Source organism: Streptosporangium sp. NPDC006930, from assembly GCF_040635605.1.
In the GTDB taxonomy this organism is placed as follows: domain Bacteria; phylum Actinomycetota; class Actinomycetes; order Streptosporangiales; family Streptosporangiaceae; genus Streptosporangium.
In genome coordinates this window covers 1-20,813 of record NZ_JBEYID010000011.1, presented here as the reverse complement: position 1 = coordinate 20,813, position 20,813 = coordinate 1, and the positions used below count along the sequence as shown (strand labels likewise).

Sequence of the window (20,813 nt, the reverse complement as noted above, 5' to 3'; positions counted from 1 at the left end):
ACGTGATGCGATCCGACGGGTCCTTTCCGCGTTCCTCCGGCGGGCGGGAATCCTCCGCCAACCTCGCCGACATCCTGGAGCGGGTGCTCGACAGGGGTGTGGTGATCGTGGGTGACATCCGCGTGAACCTGCTGGACATCGAGCTGCTCACCATCAAGCTGCGCCTGCTCATCGCCTCGGTCGACACGGCGCGGGAGCTGGGGATCGACTGGTGGGAACACGATCCGTGGCTCAGCTCCCGCGACCGCGACCTGATCGAGGAGAACCGCGTCCTGCGCGACCGGCTGTCCGCCGTCGAGGGCGACGAGGAGATGGAGGGCACCCGGCGCCGTTCCCTCCACAGAGGATCCTCCGATGACGCCCGGGAACTTCGATCGACCGGAAGGTTCAGGGAGGAGCGCGATGGCTGAGGCGGGCACATATCTCTACGCGATCGCCCGGGATGTGGGTCACCCTCTCCCGGAGGACGTGGCGGGCGTGACCGGAGCGCCGGTGCGCGCGATCACCCACGAGGGCCTGGTCGCGTACGTGAGCCCGGTGCCTCTGGAGGAGTTCGGCGAGGAGCCGCTGCGGCGTTTCCTGGAGGACCTGGACTGGGTCGGGGGGACGGCCCGCGCTCACGACCGGGTCGTGGAGGCCGTGGCGAAGGAGGCTCCCACGGCCCCGGTCAGGCTGGTGACGGTCTACAGCAGCGAGGATCAGGTCCGTGACCTGCTCCGGCGCAGGCACGACGACCTCGCCGAGGTGCTCGCCCACGTCACCGGATGCAGGGAGTGGGGGGTGAAGGCGTACGCGAAACCGAGCGAGGAGGCCCCTCCCCCCGAGGAGGCCCCCGAGGAGGCCGACAGCCCGGGAACGGCGTACCTGAAGCGCCGCCGGGCGAGCCTGCGCGGCAGGGAGGACGCCTGGCGTCTGGCGGCACGGCGGGCCGAGGACATCCACATCACCCTCGCGTCCATCTCGGTCGCCTGTCACCGCCATCGGCCGCAGGACCCGCGACTGTCCGGCCGCGAGGAGACGATGCTGCTCAACGGCGCCTACCTCGTCTCCGAGGACCGCCGCGAGGAGTTCGTCGCGGCCGTCGACGCGCTGCGGGGCGAGGAGATCGAGATGCAGCTCACCGGCCCTTGGGCGCCGTACTCCTTCACCTCGGTGGACCTCGGCCCGACCCGTGCGGAGACACTCGATGCCCCGTGACCACCAGCCGAGAGGCGCCGAACTCGCCGCCGCCGGATACATCCCCCCCGAGCGCGTGGCGCTGGTGGACCTGCTCGACCGGCTGCTGGCCGGCGGGGTGGTCGTGAGCGGGGACCTCGTGCTGTCCATCGCCGACATCGACCTCGTCCGCATCTCCCTGCGCGCCCTCATCACCTCCGTGCGAGCCTCCGACCCGATCCCGTTCGCCCACCCGCACGGCGCGGTCGCGCTCCCGTGGGACTCCGGCGAGGAGGGAGCGCTGTGACGAACCGCCCCCCTGGCGCCCCTCGGGCGAGCGATGTGAACCGTCTTCCCGGCGTCCCCCGGGCAGAGGACCTCGGCGGCACGGAGGATCCTCGGGCCGCCTGGGAGCGACTCCGCTCTCCCGCGAGGAGACGGTTCAAGGTCACTCGAACCACCCCCGCGGGCAAGGCCGGGACCGCGCGAGGACCGGCGCGGACCGTCCGCTGGAAGGTGAACACCGATCCCGAGGCCGTCGGACGGGACCTGTCCCGCCTCGTGCTCACTCTCGTCGAGCTGATACGGCAGCTGGTGGAACGCCAGTGTGTGCGCCGGATGGACCAGGGGGACCTCTCCGACGAGCAGGTGGAGGTGCTGGGCGTGACGCTGATGCGCCTTGAGGAGGCCATGATCGAGCTGTGCGAGCGCTTCGAGCTCTCACCGTCCGACCTCAACCTCGACCTCGGGCCGCTCGGCACCCTCCTGCCCACCGACTGACACCCGCCGCGTCCGGTGAGCACGGGCGAACGCCTCCCGGACGGAGCCAGCGGATCCCGTCGAAGACAGCGTGGTCGTTCGGAGCGAGAGCCGGTCCACCGGGAGGCGTTCGTCTACATCCCCACTGTCAGGTCAGGTCCTCACATTTCTTCGCGTCGGGATCGTCGGCCGCCTGCGGCACCCAGCGGACGTTCGCGAACGAGGCGGAGAAGGCCCCCTCGGTGTAGACGAGGAACGGGGTGTTGACCACCTCCAGGTCGAGGCCGGCCGCGGCGAAGCAGGCGATGGGGATCTTCACGGTCGACTTCGTGCCGACCGGAAGCCCCTGGAAGAGGGAGGTCGCCACCACCTCGGAAAGGCACGGATAGACACAGTGGACGCTGAGCACGGTCCTCGCGGTCGGGGCCTGGTGGACGATCGTGTCGAAGACCAGCGCCCCCTTCGTGTTGAGGTAGCCCCGCAGGTCCGTACCGCCCGCAGGGTTCTGCAGGTAGATCTGGGCGGGACCGATGCCGGTCCAGGTCGCCTTCAGAGCGTCCTGCTGCACGTTGACGTCGGAGGGCACCACGGCGATCTCGGCGTGCGCCGCCTCGCCGTCGGCGCCGATCTCGGTGCCGCCCCAGTTCTCGGCGGAGCCGATGAAACTCCTGTACGGCGCGATGTCGGTGCGGTTGAAGATCTCCAGGTCCTCGCTCGCCTCGCCACCACCGCCCTGCTCACCGCAGCCGAACGGCGGCGCGGTCTCGTCGAGCTTCCCGACCTGCCCGCTCTGGCCGTCACGCAGGCCGTACCCGAGCGGGAAGAGCGGGTCGTATCCCTCGGCTCCCGGGTTGAGCGGCGACTGGCAGGCGCTCTTCGGCCACGAGTACGGCAGCTTGCCGGTGAAGCCGTCGCGGTGCTTGCCCCGGACGAGTACGTCGGCGACGCCGCCGCCCTCGGTTCCCGGCAGCCACGCGGCGACGAAGGCGTCGGAGCGGTTGAGCTCCTTGTTCATCCAGAGCGGCCGGCCGCCGACGTAGACGGTGACGACGGGCGTGCCCTTACCGGTGACCTTGTCGAGCACCGCGAGGTCGGCGGGGTAGATCTTGGCGGCCTCCAGCGTGCGCCGCGCCAGGTCGCCGATGCCCTCGGCGTACGGGGTCTCACCGATCACCGCGATGACCGCGTCGTACGCCGAGGGGTCGACGCCGTCGCCGGTCTCGCTGAAGGTGACGCGGGCCTGGCCGAGCGTCTCGCGCAGCCCGCCGAGGATCGTCGTGCCCCTGGGGAAGTCGGCGTTGACGTTGTTCGTGCCCTGCCAGGTGAGGGTCCATCCGCCGGTCTGGTTCTGCAGGCTGTCGGCGCTCTTGCCGACCACGAGGACCCTGGAGTTCGCGGCCAGCGGCAGCACCCTGCCGTTGTTCTTGAGCAGGACCTGCGATTTGCGCACGGCCTCCCTCGCGAGCCTCCTCGTCTCCGCCGCGTCGGCGGACCCGGCGAAGGCGCGCTTGGAGGGCTTGGGACCGTCGAGCACCCCGGCGCGCAGTTTCACGCGCAGAATGCGCGTCACCGCGTCGTTGACGCGCGCCATCGGGATCGCGCCGCTCTCGACCTGGGCGATCGTGTTGGTGATGAACGCCTTCCAGTCGTTGGGCACCATCACCACGTCGATACCCGCGTTGATCGCCTGGGGACAGCTCGCGTTGGTGCAGCCGGCGACCTGGCCGATGCCGTTCCAGTCGGAGACGACGACGCCGTCGAAGCCCATCTTCTGCTTGAGGATGTCGTTGACGACGCGCTTGCTGCCGTGCAGCTTGCCCTCGTCGATACCGAGGTCGGCGTTCTTCCAGCTGTTGAACGAGACCATCACGCTCTGGGCCCCGGCCGCGAGGGCGCCGTAGTAACCCTGACCGTGCACGTTGATCATCTCGGCCTCGGACGAGGGGTTGACGCCCTGGTCCACGCCCTTGAGGGTGCCGCCGTCACCGATGAAGTGCTTGGCGGTGGCGATGACGCCGTCCTGGCCGATGCCGCGCGGGTGCTTACCCTGCAGACCCTTGACGGCCTCGTACCCGTACGCCCGGGTGATCCTGGGGTCCTCGGAGAAGCCCTCGTACGTGCGGCCCCACCGGTCGTCGAGGGGGACGGAGACGCTGGGCGCGAACGCCCAGTCCTGGCCGGTGGCGCGCGTCTGCCTGGCGGTCGCCGCCCCGATGTCGCGCACGAGACACGGGTCCTGGGCGGCGCCCAGCCCGATGTTGTGCGGGAAGACGGTGGTGTCGTAGACGTTGTTGTTGCCGTGGACGGCGTCGGTGCCCCAGATGACGGGGATCTTCGCGCGGGTGGCGACGGAGGCGTTCCAGTAGGCGTCGGCGAGGTCGAGCCAGGCCTTCCGCGCGGCGTGCTTGTCGCGGCCGGGCCAGGAGCCGCCGCCGTTGAGCACCGAGCCGATGAAGTATCGCCCGACCTCTTCCGGGGTGATCGCGGCGATCTCCGGCTGGGTCATCTGGCCAACCTTCTCGGCGAGCGTCATGCCCGCGAGGATCTTCGCCACCCGCTTCTCGTCGGACCGGTTCTGCTCGATCCTGCTCTTGACCTTGGGCCACTCGGAGAGGGCGGGCAGCTTCTTCTCGATGCGGGCGCAGCCGTGTGAGTCCAGGGCGGGCTTGCCGATCACCGGCTGCCGGCCGCCCGTCGCGGTCTCGGCGCCCGCGCTCGGAATCCCGGTGACGCCCGCTGACAGGACGGCGAGACTCGCCAGCACCGCGAGTCCGCTCCGGCGGGCGCCCTGTCGGGCGAAGGGTCTGATCATCGAGGATCCGTTCTCCAGGTACTGCGATGGACCGGCGGATCCCCCGAGTCCGCACTTCGCAGATCCTGACGCTGTGACACAGCCGAGTCAATACTCTTGCGAGAGCGCTCTCTCAAACAAACACGTGATCCACGAGTGGTTTACGGCTCGCGAACCGCTGCCACCAGGCACATCACAACGCACATGCCTTCGGCGCGACATTTAAGTGAGAGCGCTCTCAGCAAACGGAACCCTCTCGCGACGAGACTTCGCGAGAGGGTCGACGGTCAGGTCGCGGTGTCGCCGCCGTTGACGGCGAGGCTCCGCCCCGCGACGAAACGGGCACCCGAGAAAGGAGATCGCCTCGGAGCCCTATTTGGCCGCGCACCTCGGGAAGAAGCTCCCCGGAGTCCGGTAGCCGTGCGCTTCGGGAAGAAGCTCCTCGGGGATCACGTCGGGGACACCGCGCAGGCCGGCGAGCGAGACCACCGCGAGTACGGCGATCATCACCGCGGCGGTGATCGCGGTCACCTGGACCCCGGCGACGAAGGCGAGCCTCGCGGCCTCGGCGACGGTCTCCCCCAGCCGCCCGGGAAGTGCCGCGGCCGCCTCCAGCGCGGTGGGCAGCGACTCCACGACGGGGGCGGCCACCTCGCCGGGCAGCCCTTCGGGGAGCCGGAGTTCCCCCCGGTAGACACCGGTCAGGACGCTGCCCAGCACGGCGATACCCAGCGCGCCGCCCAGCTCGAAGGACGTCTCGGAGATCGCCGCCGCGGCACCGGCCCGTTCCCTGGGCACGCTCGCGAGCACGGTGTCGTTGGTGACCGCGAACGTCAGCCCGATGCCCACCCCGCAGACGATCATGGGGCCGAGGAAGTACAGGTAGGAGGTGTCCGGCGTGATCCGGCCGTAGCAGGCGAAGGCCACGGCGGCCATCGCCAGGCCGAGCGCCACCGTCCTCGCCCGGCCCCACCGGGCGATCAGACCCGCGGCCAGGACCCCGCCGGCCGCCGCCGACAGACCTCCGGGCAGTCCCGCGAGACCGGCCTGAAGGGGTGACCAGCCCAGGACGAGCTGGAAGTACCAGGCGAAGATCAACGACAGCGCGGACATGCCGAAGATGGCGATGAGGTTCGCGCCGACCGAGGCGGAGAAGGCCCTGCGCCGGAAGAGGCGGACGTCGATCAGCGGCTCGGCCAGCCGGGTCTGCCGCCGGGCGAACAGCGTCAGCGTGGCGATCCCGACCGCGCCCCACCAGGACACCGGTGTCGAGCAGGTCGTCGCGTTCCTCGTCCAGCCTCCGCAGCCACTCCAGCTGCCCGGCACCGCGCAGATGGGAGTCCGCCGGGACCGCCAGGTCCGCGTAGTACGCGGTGTACGCCTCGCGGCGCGTCTTGGTCTCACCGGTCTCGGCCAGCCGTTCGGCGCAGTACGCGCGGATGGTCTCCAGCATCCGTTGACGCGCTCCCCGGCCTGAAGGGCCGGGGATTCAGTCCGTGCCGCGTCACGCGGCACCTCTGTGGCTACCTGCTTCATCGGCGTCGGCCACCGCGAGCGGTGGTCTTACGTCACCTCCACAGGCGTTTAACGTCTCCGCCTCCCGCCGCCTGTCGGCGGCGGGTTTCCGTCCAGCGGCGACGGCCCGTCGACCCTCGATCAAAATGTTGCGTGCGGCGTTGACGTCACGGTCATGGACCGCCCCACACGGGCACATCCACGATCGGACGTTCAGCGGCAGAGCGGTGGCCACAGCCGCGCACTGCGAGCACCGCTTGGAGGAGGGGAACCACCGGCCGACCTTGGCGAAGGTCCGCCCGTACCGCTTCGCCTTGTACTCCAGCATGTTCACGAACTGCGACCAGCCCACGTCGTGCACCGACCTGGCCAGCCGGGTGCGGGCCAGTCCCTTGACCGACAGATCCTCCACGTAGACGGCTTGGTTGTCACCGATCAACTGGGTGGAGAGCTTGTGGGCGAAGTCCCGGCGCGCATCGGCCACCCGGACATGCGCACGGGCGACCTTGACAACGGCCTTGGCGCGGTTGGCCGACCCCTTCACCGTACGACTCAGGGCCTTTTGCGCCTTACGGAGCCTCTTGGCCGCCCGGCGCAGGAGACGCGGGTTGTCGATCTTCCGGCCGTCCGGCAACACCGCGAAATGAGTGAGACCCAAATCCACGCCGACCTCGGACGTCGTCTCGGGCAGCGGCTCATCACCGGTCTCGACCGCGAACGAGGCGAAGTACCGCCCGGCCGCATCCTTGATCACCGTCACCGACGACGGCTCGGCGGGCAGCGGGCGCGACCAGCGCACCACCACCTCACCGATCTTCGGCAGGCGCAACCTCCCGCCCGCCGTGACGGCGAAGCGGGCGTTGCGGGTGAACCGGATCGCCTGGCGGGCATCCTTGCGTGATCGGAACCGGGGCGGGCCGACCTTCGGCCCCTGGCGCTTACCGGTGATGGAGGCGAAGAAGTTGCGGTAGGCGGCGTTCAGGTCGGCCAAAGCCTGCTGAAGAACCACGCTGGACACCTCGCCCAGCCACGCCCGCTCCGGCGTCGCCTTCGCGACGCTCAGACGCCGGGACAACTCCGCGTCGCAGACATAAGCCAACCCCGCCCGGTGGGCGTCCTGACGGGCGCGCAGCCCGTCGTTGAACACCACCGGCGCGCACCCGAACGCCCGCGCCAGCGCCTGGCACTGAACGGCGTCCGGATAGAGCCGATACCGGTAACGAAGCTGCACGGCCCTCATGGTTCCATGAGCTCTGGCCGAACGCATGAGTGTTCGACAACTCCGCGAGGGAACTCAGCAGGTCGACGGCCTCCTCCTCGCTCGGCCCGCACACCCGGGCGGCCGCCTCCAGCGTGGCGCCGCCCGCGAAGACGGTGAGCCGCCCCGCGAGCGACCGCTCGTCGTCGTCGAGCAGGTCCCAACTCCAGGCGACCACGGCGCGCAGCGTCTGGTGCCGGGGCAGCGCGGTGCGGCTGCCGCGCGACAGCAGCCGGAACCGGTCGCCCAGCCGGGAGGCCACCTCGGCCACCGGCAGGGAGCGCAGGCGCGCCGCGGCGAGTTCCAGCGCGAGCGGCAGGCCGTCCAGGGCACGGCAGATGCCCAGCACCTGCTCGACGTTGGCGTCGTCGACGCGGAAACCGGGACGCACGGCCGCCGCCCTGTCGGCGAAGAGCCGCACGGCGGGGTAGGCGAGGGCCTCTTCGGCACCGGTGCCCGCCCTCGGCACCGGCAGCGGCGCGACGGGGTGGAGCACCTCCCCGGTGATACCGAGCGCCTCCCTGCCGGTCGCCAGGACACGCAGCCCCGGGCAGGCGGCGAGCAGGTGGCCGGCGAGCTCGGCGACCTCCGCGACCAGGTGCTCGCAGTTGTCCAGCACGAGCAGCACGGGCCGGTCGGCCAGCACCGCGACCAGCCTGTCCAGGGGTGCCGGAACCGGGCGTCCGGGGAGCAGACCGGCGTCGCGGACACCCAGCGCGCCGAGTACGGCCTGGACCGCCTCTCCCGCGCCGAAGACGGCGGCCAGTTCCACGAAGCACACGTCGCCGGGCTCCTTCGCGGCGACCTCGCCGGCCAGCCGGGTCTTGCCCGCGCCACCGGGACCGACGAGGGTGACCAGTCTCGCCTCGCCGAGCAGCGCGTGGAGCCTGGACATCTCCTCCTTTCTGCCGAAAAAACTAGTCAGCGGGGCCCGCAGGCCCGACCTGACGGGCGCGGCGCCTCCGCCCGCGTCGGCGGCACCGGCTGCGGGGACGCCGATGAGGGCGGGGTCGGCCCTGAGCACCGCCAGGTGCACGGCGGCCAGCTCCGCCGACGGGTCCACCCCGAACTCCTCACCGAGAACCCGCCTGGCCCCCTCGTACACCCCCAGGGCCTCGGCCTGCCTGCCCGAGCCGTACAGGGCGCGCATCAACTGCCCGTACAACCGTTCCCTGAAGGGGTGGGCGGCGGTCAGCCCCTGCAACTCGGCGACGAGCTCGCGGTGGCGGCCCAGCTCCAGCTCCGGTCGAACCGCATATCCCGATTATCGTGGCATCCCGCCCACCGCCGATCGGAACCCGCGCGTGTAACGCGGGATGGCCACCGATACGAAATACATCTACATGTCTGGACTTTAGGGAAAAAAGATCTTTCCTTGAGACCGGAAGCGGCGGGGGCAGGCGGGGTAGGGACTCCACTGGCCGCTCCCGCCGGGGAACGGCTGCCGGGGGGCTTCCACATGGAGGTATTCGATGAGACAGGTCTACGGCTGGGAACACGGTGAGAACGAACCCGGCGACCTCTTCGGGGTGACCATCGAGAACCTCTTCGCCGAGGTGTGGTCCCGGCAGGGAATCTCGAACCGCGACCGGCGCATGCTGCTGATCGGCCTGCTCGTCGGCCAGGGCATGAACGAGGACGTCGGCCTCCAGCTGGACACGGCGCTGCGGACCGGCGACCTCACCCCCGAGGAGCTCCGCGAGATCGTCGTCTTCCTCACCCACTACGCGGGATGGCCCCGGGGCGGCAGGCTCAACGACCAGGTCGAGGAGCTGATCGCCCGCGTCATGAGGTCCTGACTCGTGCTCCGCGTCGGCGATGGCGCTCGAAACCCGATCGCCCGCGTCATGAGGTCCCGCCCCTCCGGCGCAACCGCCCCCGGCCGGGCCCACCGCTCCCCCACCCCGTCGGATCGCGGCCACCCGGCGCGGGGCGTCCCCGCGGCCGCCGGGACGCCCCGCGGCGCGAGGTCACCGTCTCTCCCGAGGTCACAACCTCTCGACGTTCGGTCCCCGGCAGCGGTTGCGGGTGTCGAAGACGAGGGCGCTCGCCCGCTGGACGAGCTCGTAGTCGAAGCAGTCGTGGTCGGTGAGGACCACCACCGCGTCCGCCGCCGCCAGCTCCCGCTCGGAGAACGCGACGACCTCGATGCCCTGCGGCAGCAAAAAGCAGTCCACGTGCGGGTCGGCGGCTCGCACGTCCGCGCCCAGCTTGCGAAGACCCCTGACCACGTCGATCGCGGGTGACTCGCGGCAGTCTCCGGCGTTCTTCTTGTACGCGAGGCCGAGCGCGAGCACCCGGCTGCCGTTGACCGGCTTGCGCAACCGGTTCAGCGCGAGTCCGATCCGGCGCACGACATGGTCCGGCATGTGGTCGTTGATGTCGTTGGCCAGCTCCACGAACTGGAAGTTGTGCCCCAGGCTGCGCTTGACCTTCCACGACAGGTATGAGGGGTCGATCGGCAGGCAGTGCCCGCCGACGCCGGGCCCGGGGGTGAAGCGCATATATCCGAACGGCTTGGTGGAGGCGGCGTCGATGGCCTCCCAGACGTCGATGCCGAGTTGCTCGGCGAAGATCGAGAGTTCGTTCACGAGGGCGATGTTGACGTGCCTGAAGGTGTTCTCCAGGAGCTTGCACAGCTCGGCCACCTGCGGCGAGGAGACCGGGACCACCTCGTCCACTATCCTCGCGTAGAACGCCTCGACCCTCTCCAGGGACGTCCCGTCGATCCCGGAGACGACCTTCGGCGTGTTCTTCAGGCGCCAGCGCGCGTTGCCCGGGTCGATTCGCTCGGGGCTGTAGCCCAGATGGAAGTCCTGTGGTGCCCGCAGCCCTGAGCCCTCCTCCAGCAGCGGCAGTAGATACTCCTCGGTGGTCCCCGGATAGGTGGTGGACTCCAGAACCACCGTGGCGCCCCGCCGCAGCAGCGGGGCGAGCGACTCCCCCGCCGCGCCGATGTGGCGCAGGTCGGGAACGCCCTCGCGCAAAGGCGTCGGCACGGTTATCACGCAGACGTCGAACCCCTCGGCGGCGGCGTAGTCGGCGCCGGCCAGGTATCGGCCGGACCGGTGGGCCAGGGCCAGCGTCTCGTCGTCGACGTCCTCGACGTATGACTCGGCGGCGTTGAGGCGCTTGACCCGCCACTCGTCCAGATCGATTCCCACGACGTCGAAGCCCGCCGTGACGGCCCCCATCGCAAGTGGCAGGCCGACATACCCCTGGCCGATCACAACCAATTTCTCTTTCACGGCAGAACCCCCGTCGATTCGGGACAAGACACAACCTCGACTGTAAGAGTCCCGCTTTCCCGCACCGCCGATCCCACCATCTTCCGGGCGTGTCGCCCAGAGTCCGGGGCCGCTCAAACCCCGCGCACCAGGCCGGGTCGGCCGCCGATAACAGCACCAAAACCTTGAAAAACTACACAATCATTTCAAACATAATTTTATATATTTTATGCCCATACTGTGGAGTGCCGACGGGAGGGACGAGCGGGTACGGGGACGAAACCGGACCACCTCCACCCGCTCTCGGAGACTCCTTCAAACAGGACTGATGCCATTTTAACGTTGAAAATAGGCAATATTCGGAAGTATTAGTGAGTAAATTTTCCATCAGCCGCACACCAACATGCGCTTTTCCCTGCCGCACGCGAGCCCGCGCACGCCAACCGCCACGGCAGAGTCGTCAGCGTGTTACGTGACACCTTTTCAGTGACGTGACGATAATCCGACAATTTCTCTCAACATCCACCTCTAGTCGCCTCTCGCGATTAATGCAATAAATCACAAGGGGCTCGACAAAAAGCTCAATTTTTCATTCATGACAGATCACAGGCGACGGGCAACACCGGACGTCTGACGCATCACGAGATCAGTGAGGAGTTGTGTCGCATGTCCAAAACCGTTCGCGACGCGCTCGACCAGACGGCCGGCACGACCGCGACCATGATCGACACCGGAGGGGCCCGGAGCCGGCCGCTCCTCCGGCTCCGCCCGCCCCGCCCGCGGGGTTCCGCCGGCCGCGTCCTTTTGAAGGCGGCCGTGGCAGCCGTCCTCGCGATGGGCGCGGTCGCCGGCACCCCCGGCGGCGCGAGCGCGGCCGATCCGGTGAACATCGGCAGCGCCGCGCCGTTCGGGGTGCTGGCGGCCGCGGTCACCAACGTGAACTCCACGACGGTCACCGGCAACCTGGGGGTGAGCCCGGGAACCGCGGTGACCGGCTTCCCGCCCGGCACGGTCTCGGGGACCAAACAGATAGGAAACGCCACCGCGGCGCAGGCCAAGGCCGACGCGACCGGCGCCTACAACGACGCCGCCGGGCGCACGCCCGACGCCACGGTGGCCGCCCAGCTGGGCGGGACGACCAAGGGGCCGGGTGTCTACAACTCCGTCACCGGGAGTTTCTCGATCAGCGGGACGCTCGCCCTCGACGCGCAGGGCGACCCGAACGCCGTCTTCATCTTCCAGGCCTCCAGCCTCGACGCGGCGAACATCAGCAACATCAGCCTCCAGCGCGGAGCCCAGGCCGACAACCTCTTCTGGCAGATCAGCGGCTCGGCGACGCTGGGCACGTACTGCACCTTCCGCGGCAACATCCTGGCGCAGGGCACGGTCGCGATCGGCAGCGGGGCCAACGTCAACGGCCGCGTCTTCGCGCTCAACGGCACGGCCGCCATTCAGGGCACCGGTAGCCTGCCGTTCACCCGCGTCACCGTACCGAACGACCCGCCGACCACCACGACCCTGACCTCCTCGGCCGACCCCGCCTGGAGAGGGGACCCGGTCACCCTGACGGCGGCGGTGCACCAGGTCAGCGGTACGGTCGTCCCCGCCGGCGAAGTGGTCTTCAAGGACGGCTCGACGGTCCTCGGTTCGGCCTTTCAGACCGATGGCATCCCCGCCAGGATCACGGTCTCCGATCTCTCCGGGGGAGATCACAGCATCGTCGCCGTCTATCTCGGAGGGGACACCTTCGACAACGAGGCTTTGATCCACTTCGCGCCGAGCACGTCACCACCCGTCATCCAGACCATCTCGGACAGCCTGTGGAACAGCGCCGGGGTGCCCGCGGTCCCCGCGTACCCCGACGCGCAAGGGGTCACCCTCGGCGTCAAGTTCAGGGCGGCGACGAGCGGGACCGTGACCGGCATCCGGTTCTACAAGGGCCCGCAGAACACCGGCACCCACATCGGCAGCCTGTGGACGAGTGGCGGCACCCTCCTGGCCAGCGCCACCTTCACCGGCGAGACCGCCACCGGCTGGCAGGAGGTCAGCTTCTCGACACCGGTGGCGATCACCGCCAACACCACCTACATCGCCTCGTACTACGCTCCGGTCGGCCGCTACGCGACGACCCGCCCCTACTTCACCTCCGCGTACGTCAACGGCCTGCTCACCGCCCTCGCCAACGGCACGGGAGGCGGCAACGGCGTCTACACCTACGGGGCGGCGAACGCCTTTCCGGCCAGCAGCTACCAGCTGACGAACTACTGGGTGGACGTCGTGTTCATCCCGACGGACAGCCTGTGGGACAGGGTGGCGGTGCCCAGCGTCCCGTCGCAACCCGATCCGCAGGGGATCGCCCTCGGTGTCAAGTTCAAGGCGGCGACGAACGGGAAGGTGAGCGGGATCCGGTTCTACAAGGGCCCGCAGAACACCGGCGTCCACACCGCCAGCCTGTGGGGGATCGACGGCACACTCCTGGCCAGCGCCGTGTTCTCAGGCGAGAGCGCCACCGGCTGGCAGCAGGTGAACTTCTCACAGCCCGTCGACGTCACCGGCGGCACCACCTACGTCGCGTCCTACCACACCACATCCGGCAACTACTCGACGGACCGCCCGTACTTCACCTCTCAGTACGTCAACGGCGCCCTCACCGCCCTGGCCGACGGCGCCGTGGGCGGCAACGGTGTCTTCACCTACAACGCGAACAACATCTTCCCGACGAGCAACTACCAGGCGACGAACTACTGGGTCGACCCGATCTTCCACAGCTGACACGATGCTCGCGTGACCGGTGCCCCCGTGGCACGGGTCCGGTGTCAGGGCGTCCGCTCCTTGAGCGGACGCCACCACCGCGGGTTGTCCCGATACCACCGGATCACCTCGGCCAGGCCGTCGCCGAAGTCCTTGCGAGGCTCGTAGCCGATGGCCCGGATCTTCGTCCAGTCGACGGAGTAGCGGCGGTCGTGCCCGAGCCGGTCGGCCACCGGCTCGACCGCCTCCCAGCCCGTGCCGAGCGCGGCCAGCAGCCGCCCGGTCAGCTCCCGGTTGGTCAACTCGACGCCGCCGCCGATGTTGTAGACCTCGCCGGGCGCCCCCTTCTCCAGCACCGTCTGGATGCCCCTGCAGTGGTCGTCGACGTGCAGCCAGTCGCGCACGTTGAGCCCGTCACCGTAGAGCGGGACCTTCTCGCCGCCGAGGAGGTTGGTGACGAAGAGCGGGATCATCTTCTCGGGATGCTGGTAGGGGCCGTAGTTGTTGGAACAGCGGGTCACCCGGACGTCAAGCCCGTGGGTGCGGTGGTAGGCGCGGCAAAGCATGTCGCCGCCCGCCTTCGCCGCCGAGTAGGGCGAGTTCGGCAGCGGCGGTTCGCTCTCGCTCCAGGACCCCTCCTCGATCGAGCCGTACACCTCGTCGGTGGAGACCTGAAGGAACGTGCGGACTTCGCCCTCCAGCGCGGCCTGGAGAAGTCGCTGTGTCCCCAGCACGTTCGTCGTCACGAAGTCGCCCGCGCCGGCGATGGACCGGTCGACGTGGCTCTCCGCCGCGAAGTTCACGACCACGTCGTGGCCGGGGACGACGTCCGCGAGGAGCCGCGCGTCGGTGATGTCGCCCCGCACGAACGCGTAACCGGGGTGGCCGTCGAGGGGGGCGAGGTTGGCGAGGTTGCCCGCGTAGGTGAGCTTGTCCAGAACGGTGACCCGTGTGCCCTCGCAGCCGGGCCAGGAGCCGAGCAGCAGGGACCTGACGTAGTGGGACCCGATGAACCCGGCTCCGCCGGTGACGAGGACTCTCACGCGCGCACCTGGATCCTGCTGTGGTCGCCCACCATGAGCTCGTGGGTGTTGGAGACGCCGGCCGCGCGGCTGACCTCGACGCTGCGCCCGATCAGGGAGTGCGCGATGCGCGAGACGCCCTGCACGGAGGAGCCGTCGAGCACGATGGAGTATTCGATCTCGGCGCTGCCGACCAGGCAGCCGGAGCCGATCGAGGTGAAGGGGCCGACATAGGAGGAGAAGATCTTGGTGTCCGCGCCGATCACGATCGGACCGCGAAGGATCGAGTTCTCCACCACCGCGCCCGGCTCGACGACGACCCGCCCGGTGATCTCACTCAGGTCGTCCACGACGCCCCTGATGTCGGGCTCGACGCGTTCGAGGACGATGCGGTTGCACTCCAGCATGTCCTGGAGGCGCCCGGTGTCCTTCCAGTAACCACTCACAAGATGCGAGTGGACGCGGAAGCCGTTGTCGAGGAGCCACGCGACGGCGTCCGTGATCTCCAGCTCGCCGCGCGCCGACGGGGTGATCGCCCGGACCGCCTCGTGGATCGCCGGGGAGAAGATGTAGACCCCGACGATCGCGAGGTCGCTGCGCGGGTGCTCCGGCTTCTCCTCCAGCCCGAGGATCTCGCCTTCCGGCCCTATCTCGGCCACTCCGTAGAACTGCGGTTCGGCGACCCTGGTGAGCAGGATCTGCGCGTCGTGGTCGGCCAGGCGGAAGGCGTCCACCAGATCGGTGATGCCGTCCACCAGGAAGTTGTCCCCCAGATACATCACGAACGGTTCGTCGGCGAGGAACTCCCTGGCGATCAGGACGCAGTGCGCCAGCCCGAGGGGAGCCTCCTGGGGGATGTACGTGACGTCCAGCCCGAACCGCGAGCCGTCGCCCACGGCGTCCCGGATCTCGTGGCCCGTGTCGCCGACGACGATGCCCACGTCGGTGATGCCGGCCTGCCGGATCGCCTCAAGCCCGTAATAGAGCACCGGTTTGTTGGCGACCGGGACCAGTTGTTTCGCCGAGGTATGGGTCAGCGGGCGTAACCTCGTTCCCTTACCGCCCGCCAGAACGAGTGCCTTCAACGCTCTTCGAGTCCTTCCGCGAAGAACACATGACCGTGTGGCCACATGTCCGCCCGATTTTACAGGAACCCGAAATCGACGCCTCTTCACCGGCTCACACCTTTACTGAAGAGCGTACGGCGTATTGCCGATTTCACACTTTTCCTCGGTCACGGAACACCCACGCCCGGTTTATCGCGTAGCTCAGCGGCGGACTCGTCACTATCACCATCCCCTGGGCCACCATGATCGGGACCCCGGCGAGTTCCACCAGAAGCGGGACCCCGATGACGGACGCCGCGAGGAAGCTCAGCCCGACCACGTAGAACCGCAGGTAGCCCGCCGGCCAGGAGTACCCGGAGTCGCGGAAGACCACCAGCCTGTACCAGGGGTAGACGATCGCCACGGTCATCAGGTGACTGACCACGACCAGGAAAAGATAGGGAACGCCATCTTCAAAGGCCAGCAATCCTAAGCCGAGGAGAACGTAATAGACCATAGCCGTCATGGCGCCGGCGAACAGATATGTGATGCGGTGGCCACCAAAGGCCGAGATCACAGCCGGCCGCCCGAAATGCGGGTTATTGTCACGGACGGTTCCACCTTCGACTTCAACCATGTGACGGCCGCTCCGGATCGTGGTCAGACATTGGGATGAAACAGGATTGTAGTGGGCGACAAGAAATAATCGGGGGATCAATGTCGGTGTCGGTGATTATTCCGTGTTACCGCTCAGCGCGGACCCTTCCGGCGCTGGTGGACAGGCTCATGCCGGTCCTTCACGGCCTGGCCGTCCGGCACGAGGTGATCCTCGTCGTCGACGGAAGCCCGGACGACACGTGGGAGACCGCCGCGGAGCTGGCCCGCCGGGTCGACGCCGTCCGGGCGATCCGCCTGTCCCGGAACTACGGGCAGCACAACGCGCTGGTCGCCGGCATCAGGGAGGCGGCGTTCGAGGTCGTCGTCACCATGGACGACGACCTGCAACATCCCCCCGAGCAGATTCCCCTCCTCCTGGCCGCGCTCGAAGGCGACCGCCTCGACCTGGTGTACGGCGTCCCGCACGACGAGGAGCACGGGTTCCTGCGAAGTCTCGCGTCCCGGTCGGTCAAGGCCGCCATGGCCGGCGCGCTGGGCATCCGCACCGCGCGTACGATCAGCGCCTTCCGGGCCCTGCGCACGCACATGCGCGACGGGTTCGAGGGCCTGTCGGGACCGCACGCGTCGGTCGACGTGGCCCTGTCATGGGCCACCACGCAGGTGGGCTCCGTCGGCGTGCGCATGAACGAGCGCGACCACGGGCGATCGAACTACACGCCGCGCCTGCTGGTCGGGCACGCGATGAACATGCTTCTCGGTTACAGCACCGCTCCGCTCCGCGCGGCGAGCTATCTCGGATTCCTCGTCGGTATGATCGGCCTGCTGCTGGGGGGCGCCGTCCTGTGGCGTTTCGCCGCGGGCGACACCACGGTGGCCGGGTTCACCACCGTCGCCTCGATGGTCGCACTCTTCTCCTCCGCCCAGCTGGTGTCCATCGGAGTCCTCGGTGAGTACATCGGCCGCATTCACGGAAACGGCATGGGCCGTCCGACGTACGTGGTGCGCGAGCGCGTCGGGTCGTCCGCCGCCGATCTTCCCCAGCGGCCCGGCGGCCCTGGCGTTCCCGCACGCGCAGGAGCCGGCTCCGGACCAGATGAACGGTGAGGAGGGTCTGAACGGGCTCGAATCCGTACCTCGCCCATGCCCTCTGCACCCGCGTGTTGTGTCCCTGGGTGGAGATGACGACCTCCGCCGCGCCACGCGCCAGCGCGCGCTCCTCGACGGCCCTGAGCAGGTGGGCGTAGAGACCACGCCCCTGTGAGCCGGAGACCACTCCGGCCAGGAGGATCTCCGTCCGGGGACCGTCCTGCTCCAACGTGGCCAGCCCGAGCAGGCGGGGCCCCTCCACTCCCGCGCCTCGATCCTCCAGTGTCAGGCACTCCCCCTCCGCGGACGACCTCAGTGCCCATTCCCGGTAGCCCGCCAGGGCCTCGGCCGCGTCGAACAGCGGATTGGCCAGATAGTGGTTCCCGTACACGCCGAAGATGTCGGAGACCAGCGCCTCCACCGCGGCGGGACCGGCCGGCTCCGACGTCCGCAGCCCGGGCGACGGAGCAGGCCCGCGTCCCTCTCCCGCACGCAGGCGCCAGTACACGAGGGAGTCCGCGAACACCGCGGTCCGGCCGAACGCGGTCAGCTTCGCGAACCAGCCGACGTGTTCCGCCGGATACCGGAGCACGACGACGTCCGCGACCGACCCCAGGAGCGCCTCGCGGACCGCGGAGAACGGCGCCCCGGACTCCACGGGGACGGTGAGGCGCTCCACGGAACATCCGAACCTGGCCGATTCCAGCGGCGACTCCACTGCCCGTACGGCCCGCGCCTCGATCACGTCGCGCCAGGCCATCAGCTCACCTCGTAGGACCGGACGGCGTCGATCACTCGCGCCACGCCCGTCTCGTCCAGGTCGGCGTAGAGCGGCAGCCGCACGAGGCGGTCGGCGACCCTGTCCGCGACCGGGCAGCCCCCCGGGGCCACGCGACCGAACCTCACCCCTGCGGGCGCGGCGTGCAGGGGCTGGTAGTGGAACGTCGCCTGCACGCCTTCCCCCCGGAGATGGTCGATGAAGGCCCGGCGGTTCTCCAGATCCGGGAACAGCAGGTAGTACAGGTGCGCCGGATGCGCGCAGCCGTCGGGGATCGTCGGCCGGGAGATCCCGTTCCCCCTCGCCCAGTCCGCCAACTCCTCGTGGTACCGGTACCAGACGGCGTGGCGCCGGGACTGGATCTCGTGGAACGACTCCAGCTGCGAGGTCAGCTGTGAGGCCAGGACGTCGGACAGCAGGTAGCTGGAGCCGATGTCGACCCATCGGTACTTGTCGACCTGACCGCGGAAGAACCGGCTGCGGTCGCTGCCCTTCTCCCGGATGACCTCGGCGCGCGCGACGAGACCGGCGTCGTTCAGCAGCAGCGCGCCGCCCTCCCCGCACTGCACGTTCTTCGTCTCGTGGAAGCTCTGCGCGGCCATGCTGCCGAACGATCCGAGCGGCCGGCCTCGATAGGACCCGCCCAGGCCGTGGGCGTTGTCCTCGATGAGGGTGAGGCCGTGCCGGTCGCAGAGTTCGGCGATCTCCTCCATCGCGCACGCGATGCCCGCGTAGTGGACGACCACGACGGCCCGCGTGCGATCGGTGATCGCCGCTTCGATCAGCCGCTCGTCCACGTTGAGGGTGTCGGGCCTGCAGTCGACGAAGACCGGGACCGCCCCGCGCAGCGCATAGGCGTTGGCCGTCGACGTGAAGGTGAACGACGGCATGATCACCTCATCGCCAGCCCGGAGATCCAGGAGGATCGCCGACATCTCCAGCGCGTGCGTGCAGGAGGTGGTCAGCAGCACCTGGCCCGCCCCGGTGATCTTTCCGAGGATCTCCGCGGCCCGCCGGGTGAACGGCCCGTCTCCGCAGGTGGATCGCCGGCGCACGGCCTCCCCCAGGTAGTCCAGCTCGTTCACCGAGATGTGCGTCCTGTTGAAGGGGATCGTCTTCAGGTCGGTTGCGTTCACGGCCGAAGTGAACAACGAAAGTACCGGCCGACACGCGTCGCGCCGTCGTTACTTGGCGATCCATTACGCAAGTCTTAGGTCACGCCGATCCGTCCGGGATCCGGTAGACGGCGCAGTCGCCGGAGCGGAACCGGAGTTCGGCGAAGTCCTCGATCCCGGAGGCCGGTCCGGTGCGGCGCTCGTCGACGAAGAGCCAGCGCACCCCGTAGCGCTCGCGCAGCCGCCCGATCGTGGCCGCCGAGGGGGTCCGGAAGGCGGCGTCGTTGAGGGCGAGCCGCTCACCGTCCCAGAACGGCAGGTACTCCGGCAGGGACCCCGGTCGCCAGCGGCTCATGTTCGCCGCGGTGTAGGTCCATCCCTCGACCAGCACCCGCCGCTCCGACAGGGCGGCCACCCAGAACTGACGGCTGTCGCACGGGTTCTCGTACCCCCAGCGGCAGTGCGCGTTCGTGGCGACCAGGTCGTCCGGATCCGAGTGGTCGCGCAGCCACCGACCGGCCTCCAGGGCACCCTCGGGAACCGCCTGAACCGCCACCGGCGGGACCTCCCCGAACGTCCGGGCCACCGGGACGCTCTCCGCGCCCGGGAGAACACGTGTGAACCAGGCGGCGGGCGGCCCGACCGCCGCGAACGCGACAAGCATGAAGGCCCAGGCCCGCAGGCCGCCGCGCCCGGTCGCCATCAGGGCGACGGCCACCAGCACGACGACGGCCAGTAGCGCGGCGTAGGGCAGGTACAGCACGGTGTCCGGCCGGCCAGGAGGCAGGGGGGTCCTGACGTCGCACAGCATGCGGATCAGGTAGGCCGTCATCACACCGGCGCCGACCGCGTACGCGATCGTCCTGAGCGGCATCCGTGCCCGTCGCACGATGACGGAGAGCCCGTAGGCCGCGACGATCATCATGTAGGGATAGCAGGCCCCGAAGAAGTAGAGCTGGCCGAGGTGAGGGTGCCCGAGCAGGAGCACGGCGGCGACACACGCGGCGCCCATGCCGAGCAGGAGGACCACCGCCGGTCGCAGGAGCAGTTTTGGCCTGCACAGCAGCCCGAGGATCCCGCACCACGCGACGGCCAGGCACAGCGCGTACAGCCCCGTGACACCGAGCACCGAGAGCGGCGGCGGCTCGGCCGCGCCGACGTGGCCGGTCAGCTCTCCCCAGGCCCGGCGCAGCAGGGAGAGGGGGTCGACCATCGTCCCCTGACTCGCACCGCCGAACAGTACTACCTGCGCGAAGAGAGAGCACGCCGCGGTCATCCCGAGCGTGACGAGCGCGGGCCACGGCACCCGGCGCCGCCTGATCACCTCGACCCCGACGACGGCGGCCAGTCCCGCGGCGAGCGGGGGAAGGTGGGTGGCCTTGGCTCCCATGACCGCCACCATGAACACGCCGAGCAGGAGCCATCTGCCGACGTCACGTCTCCGTCCTTCAAGAAGGTCGACGAGCAGCAGGACGACCGGGGCGAACAGGAGGGCCCCGAAGGTCTGGGTGGGGCCTGTCCAGGACTGGAAACCTCTCCAGGTGAACATCCCGAGGTTCACCCCCAGGTAGAGGTTCGGGGCGGTCATGAACACGGTGCCCGTGATGGCGAGGAGTGTGGCGGGGCGGGAGCGGGTGAGGCGGTGGGCGATCATGGCCAGGAGGATGGTCAGGGTGAACATCATGGGGAGCA

16 protein-coding genes and 2 pseudogenes are annotated in these 20,813 nt (G+C 69.2%); 7 read left to right on the top strand and 11 right to left on the bottom strand.

Annotation, left to right across the window (positions count from 1 at the left end):
* The first annotated feature begins 5 nt into the window (after nt 1–5).
* The 4 genes from ABZ664_RS20295 to ABZ664_RS20280 are packed head-to-tail and all read left to right on the top strand — an operon-like array spanning nt 6 to nt 1,935.
* Nucleotides 6–410, top strand: coding sequence for a gas vesicle protein (locus ABZ664_RS20295; RefSeq protein WP_362512314.1), 405 nt, complete (start codon nt 6–8; stop codon nt 408–410).
* The gene (locus ABZ664_RS20290) at nt 403–1,197 is read left to right on the top strand and encodes a GvpL/GvpF family gas vesicle protein (protein WP_362511730.1); all 795 of its coding nucleotides are present in this window, start codon (nt 403–405) and stop codon (nt 1,195–1,197) included. Before ABZ664_RS20295 ends, ABZ664_RS20290 begins: the two co-directional genes overlap by 8 nt.
* Complete coding sequence (locus ABZ664_RS20285) at nt 1,187–1,462, top strand: gas vesicle protein (protein ID WP_362511727.1); 276 nt, start codon at nt 1,187–1,189, stop codon at nt 1,460–1,462. Before ABZ664_RS20290 ends, ABZ664_RS20285 begins: the two co-directional genes overlap by 11 nt.
* On the top strand, nt 1,459–1,935 hold the full coding sequence (locus ABZ664_RS20280) for a gas vesicle protein K (RefSeq protein ID WP_362511724.1): 477 nt from the start codon (nt 1,459–1,461) through the stop codon (nt 1,933–1,935). Before ABZ664_RS20285 ends, ABZ664_RS20280 begins: the two co-directional genes overlap by 4 nt.
* A gap of 127 nt (nt 1,936–2,062) precedes the next feature.
* Here ABZ664_RS20280 and ABZ664_RS20275 read toward each other — a convergent pair whose 3' ends face one another.
* The 4 genes and pseudogenes from ABZ664_RS20275 to ABZ664_RS20260 form a co-directional block, all read right to left on the bottom strand.
* The gene (locus ABZ664_RS20275) at nt 2,063–4,726 is read right to left on the bottom strand and encodes an exo 1,3/1,4-beta-D-glucan glucohydrolase (protein WP_362511721.1); all 2,664 of its coding nucleotides are present in this window, start codon (nt 4,724–4,726) and stop codon (nt 2,063–2,065) included.
* Between the two features lie 351 nt (nt 4,727–5,077).
* The gene (locus tag ABZ664_RS20270; protein ID WP_362511718.1) at nt 5,078–6,031 is read right to left on the bottom strand and encodes an MFS transporter; all 954 of its coding nucleotides are present in this window, start codon (nt 6,029–6,031) and stop codon (nt 5,078–5,080) included.
* Between the two features lie 178 nt (nt 6,032–6,209).
* Nucleotides 6,210–7,451, bottom strand: a complete 1,242-nt coding sequence (locus tag ABZ664_RS20265; RefSeq protein ID WP_362511715.1) for a transposase — start codon at nt 7,449–7,451, stop codon at nt 6,210–6,212.
* Between the two features lie 595 nt (nt 7,452–8,046).
* Nucleotides 8,047–8,712, bottom strand: a pseudogene (locus ABZ664_RS20260) (BTAD domain-containing putative transcriptional regulator); the annotation flags it as partial.
* A gap of 238 nt (nt 8,713–8,950) precedes the next feature.
* Between ABZ664_RS20260 and ABZ664_RS20255 the strand changes: the two are divergent.
* Complete coding sequence (locus ABZ664_RS20255; RefSeq protein ID WP_362511712.1) at nt 8,951–9,277, top strand: carboxymuconolactone decarboxylase family protein; 327 nt, start codon at nt 8,951–8,953, stop codon at nt 9,275–9,277.
* 189 nt (nt 9,278–9,466) lie between these two features.
* Here the strand turns inward: ABZ664_RS20255 and ABZ664_RS20250 are convergent, their stop codons facing one another.
* On the bottom strand, nt 9,467–10,726 hold the full coding sequence (locus ABZ664_RS20250) for a nucleotide sugar dehydrogenase (RefSeq protein WP_362511709.1): 1,260 nt from the start codon (nt 10,724–10,726) through the stop codon (nt 9,467–9,469).
* A gap of 645 nt (nt 10,727–11,371) precedes the next feature.
* Between ABZ664_RS20250 and ABZ664_RS20245 the strand changes: the two genes are divergently transcribed.
* A complete protein-coding gene (locus tag ABZ664_RS20245) occupies nt 11,372–13,477 on the top strand; it encodes a DUF4082 domain-containing protein (RefSeq protein WP_362511706.1) in 2,106 nt (701 codons plus the stop codon).
* A 44-nt stretch (nt 13,478–13,521) separates the two neighbouring features.
* Here the strand turns inward: ABZ664_RS20245 and rfbB are convergent, their stop codons facing one another.
* The 3 genes from rfbB to ABZ664_RS20230 form a co-directional block, all read right to left on the bottom strand.
* Nucleotides 13,522–14,499 carry a dTDP-glucose 4,6-dehydratase gene (rfbB, locus tag ABZ664_RS20240; RefSeq protein ID WP_362511703.1) on the bottom strand — a complete coding sequence of 326 codons (978 nt, stop codon included), beginning with the start codon at nt 14,497–14,499 and terminating at the stop codon, nt 13,522–13,524.
* A complete protein-coding gene (locus ABZ664_RS20235) occupies nt 14,496–15,563 on the bottom strand; it encodes a glucose-1-phosphate thymidylyltransferase (RefSeq protein ID WP_362511700.1) in 1,068 nt (355 codons plus the stop codon). Before ABZ664_RS20235 ends, rfbB begins: the two co-directional genes overlap by 4 nt.
* A 133-nt stretch (nt 15,564–15,696) precedes the next feature.
* Nucleotides 15,697–16,161, bottom strand: a complete 465-nt coding sequence (locus ABZ664_RS20230; RefSeq protein ID WP_362511697.1) for a GtrA family protein — start codon at nt 16,159–16,161, stop codon at nt 15,697–15,699.
* Nucleotides 16,162–16,196: 35 nt separating this feature from the next.
* On the opposite strand from ABZ664_RS20230, the gene ABZ664_RS20225 reads away from it, so the two are divergent.
* A complete protein-coding gene (locus ABZ664_RS20225; RefSeq protein ID WP_362511694.1) occupies nt 16,197–17,246 on the top strand; it encodes a glycosyltransferase family 2 protein in 1,050 nt (349 codons plus the stop codon).
* 31 nt (nt 17,247–17,277) lie between these two features.
* On the opposite strand, the pseudogene ABZ664_RS20220 reads toward ABZ664_RS20225, so the two are convergent.
* From ABZ664_RS20220 to ABZ664_RS20210, 3 genes and pseudogenes are all read right to left on the bottom strand, one after another.
* A pseudogene (locus tag ABZ664_RS20220) lies at nt 17,278–17,988 on the bottom strand (GNAT family N-acetyltransferase); the annotation flags it as partial.
* Entirely contained in the window at nt 17,988–19,142 is a 1,155-nt protein-coding gene (rffA, locus tag ABZ664_RS20215) for a dTDP-4-amino-4,6-dideoxygalactose transaminase (RefSeq protein WP_362511691.1), read from the bottom strand. The pseudogene ABZ664_RS20220 and the gene rffA, both read right to left, overlap by 1 nt.
* A gap of 79 nt (nt 19,143–19,221) precedes the next feature.
* Nucleotides 19,222–20,813: hypothetical protein (locus tag ABZ664_RS20210; RefSeq protein ID WP_362511688.1), on the bottom strand; the 1,592-nt coding region annotated here is incomplete at its 5' end.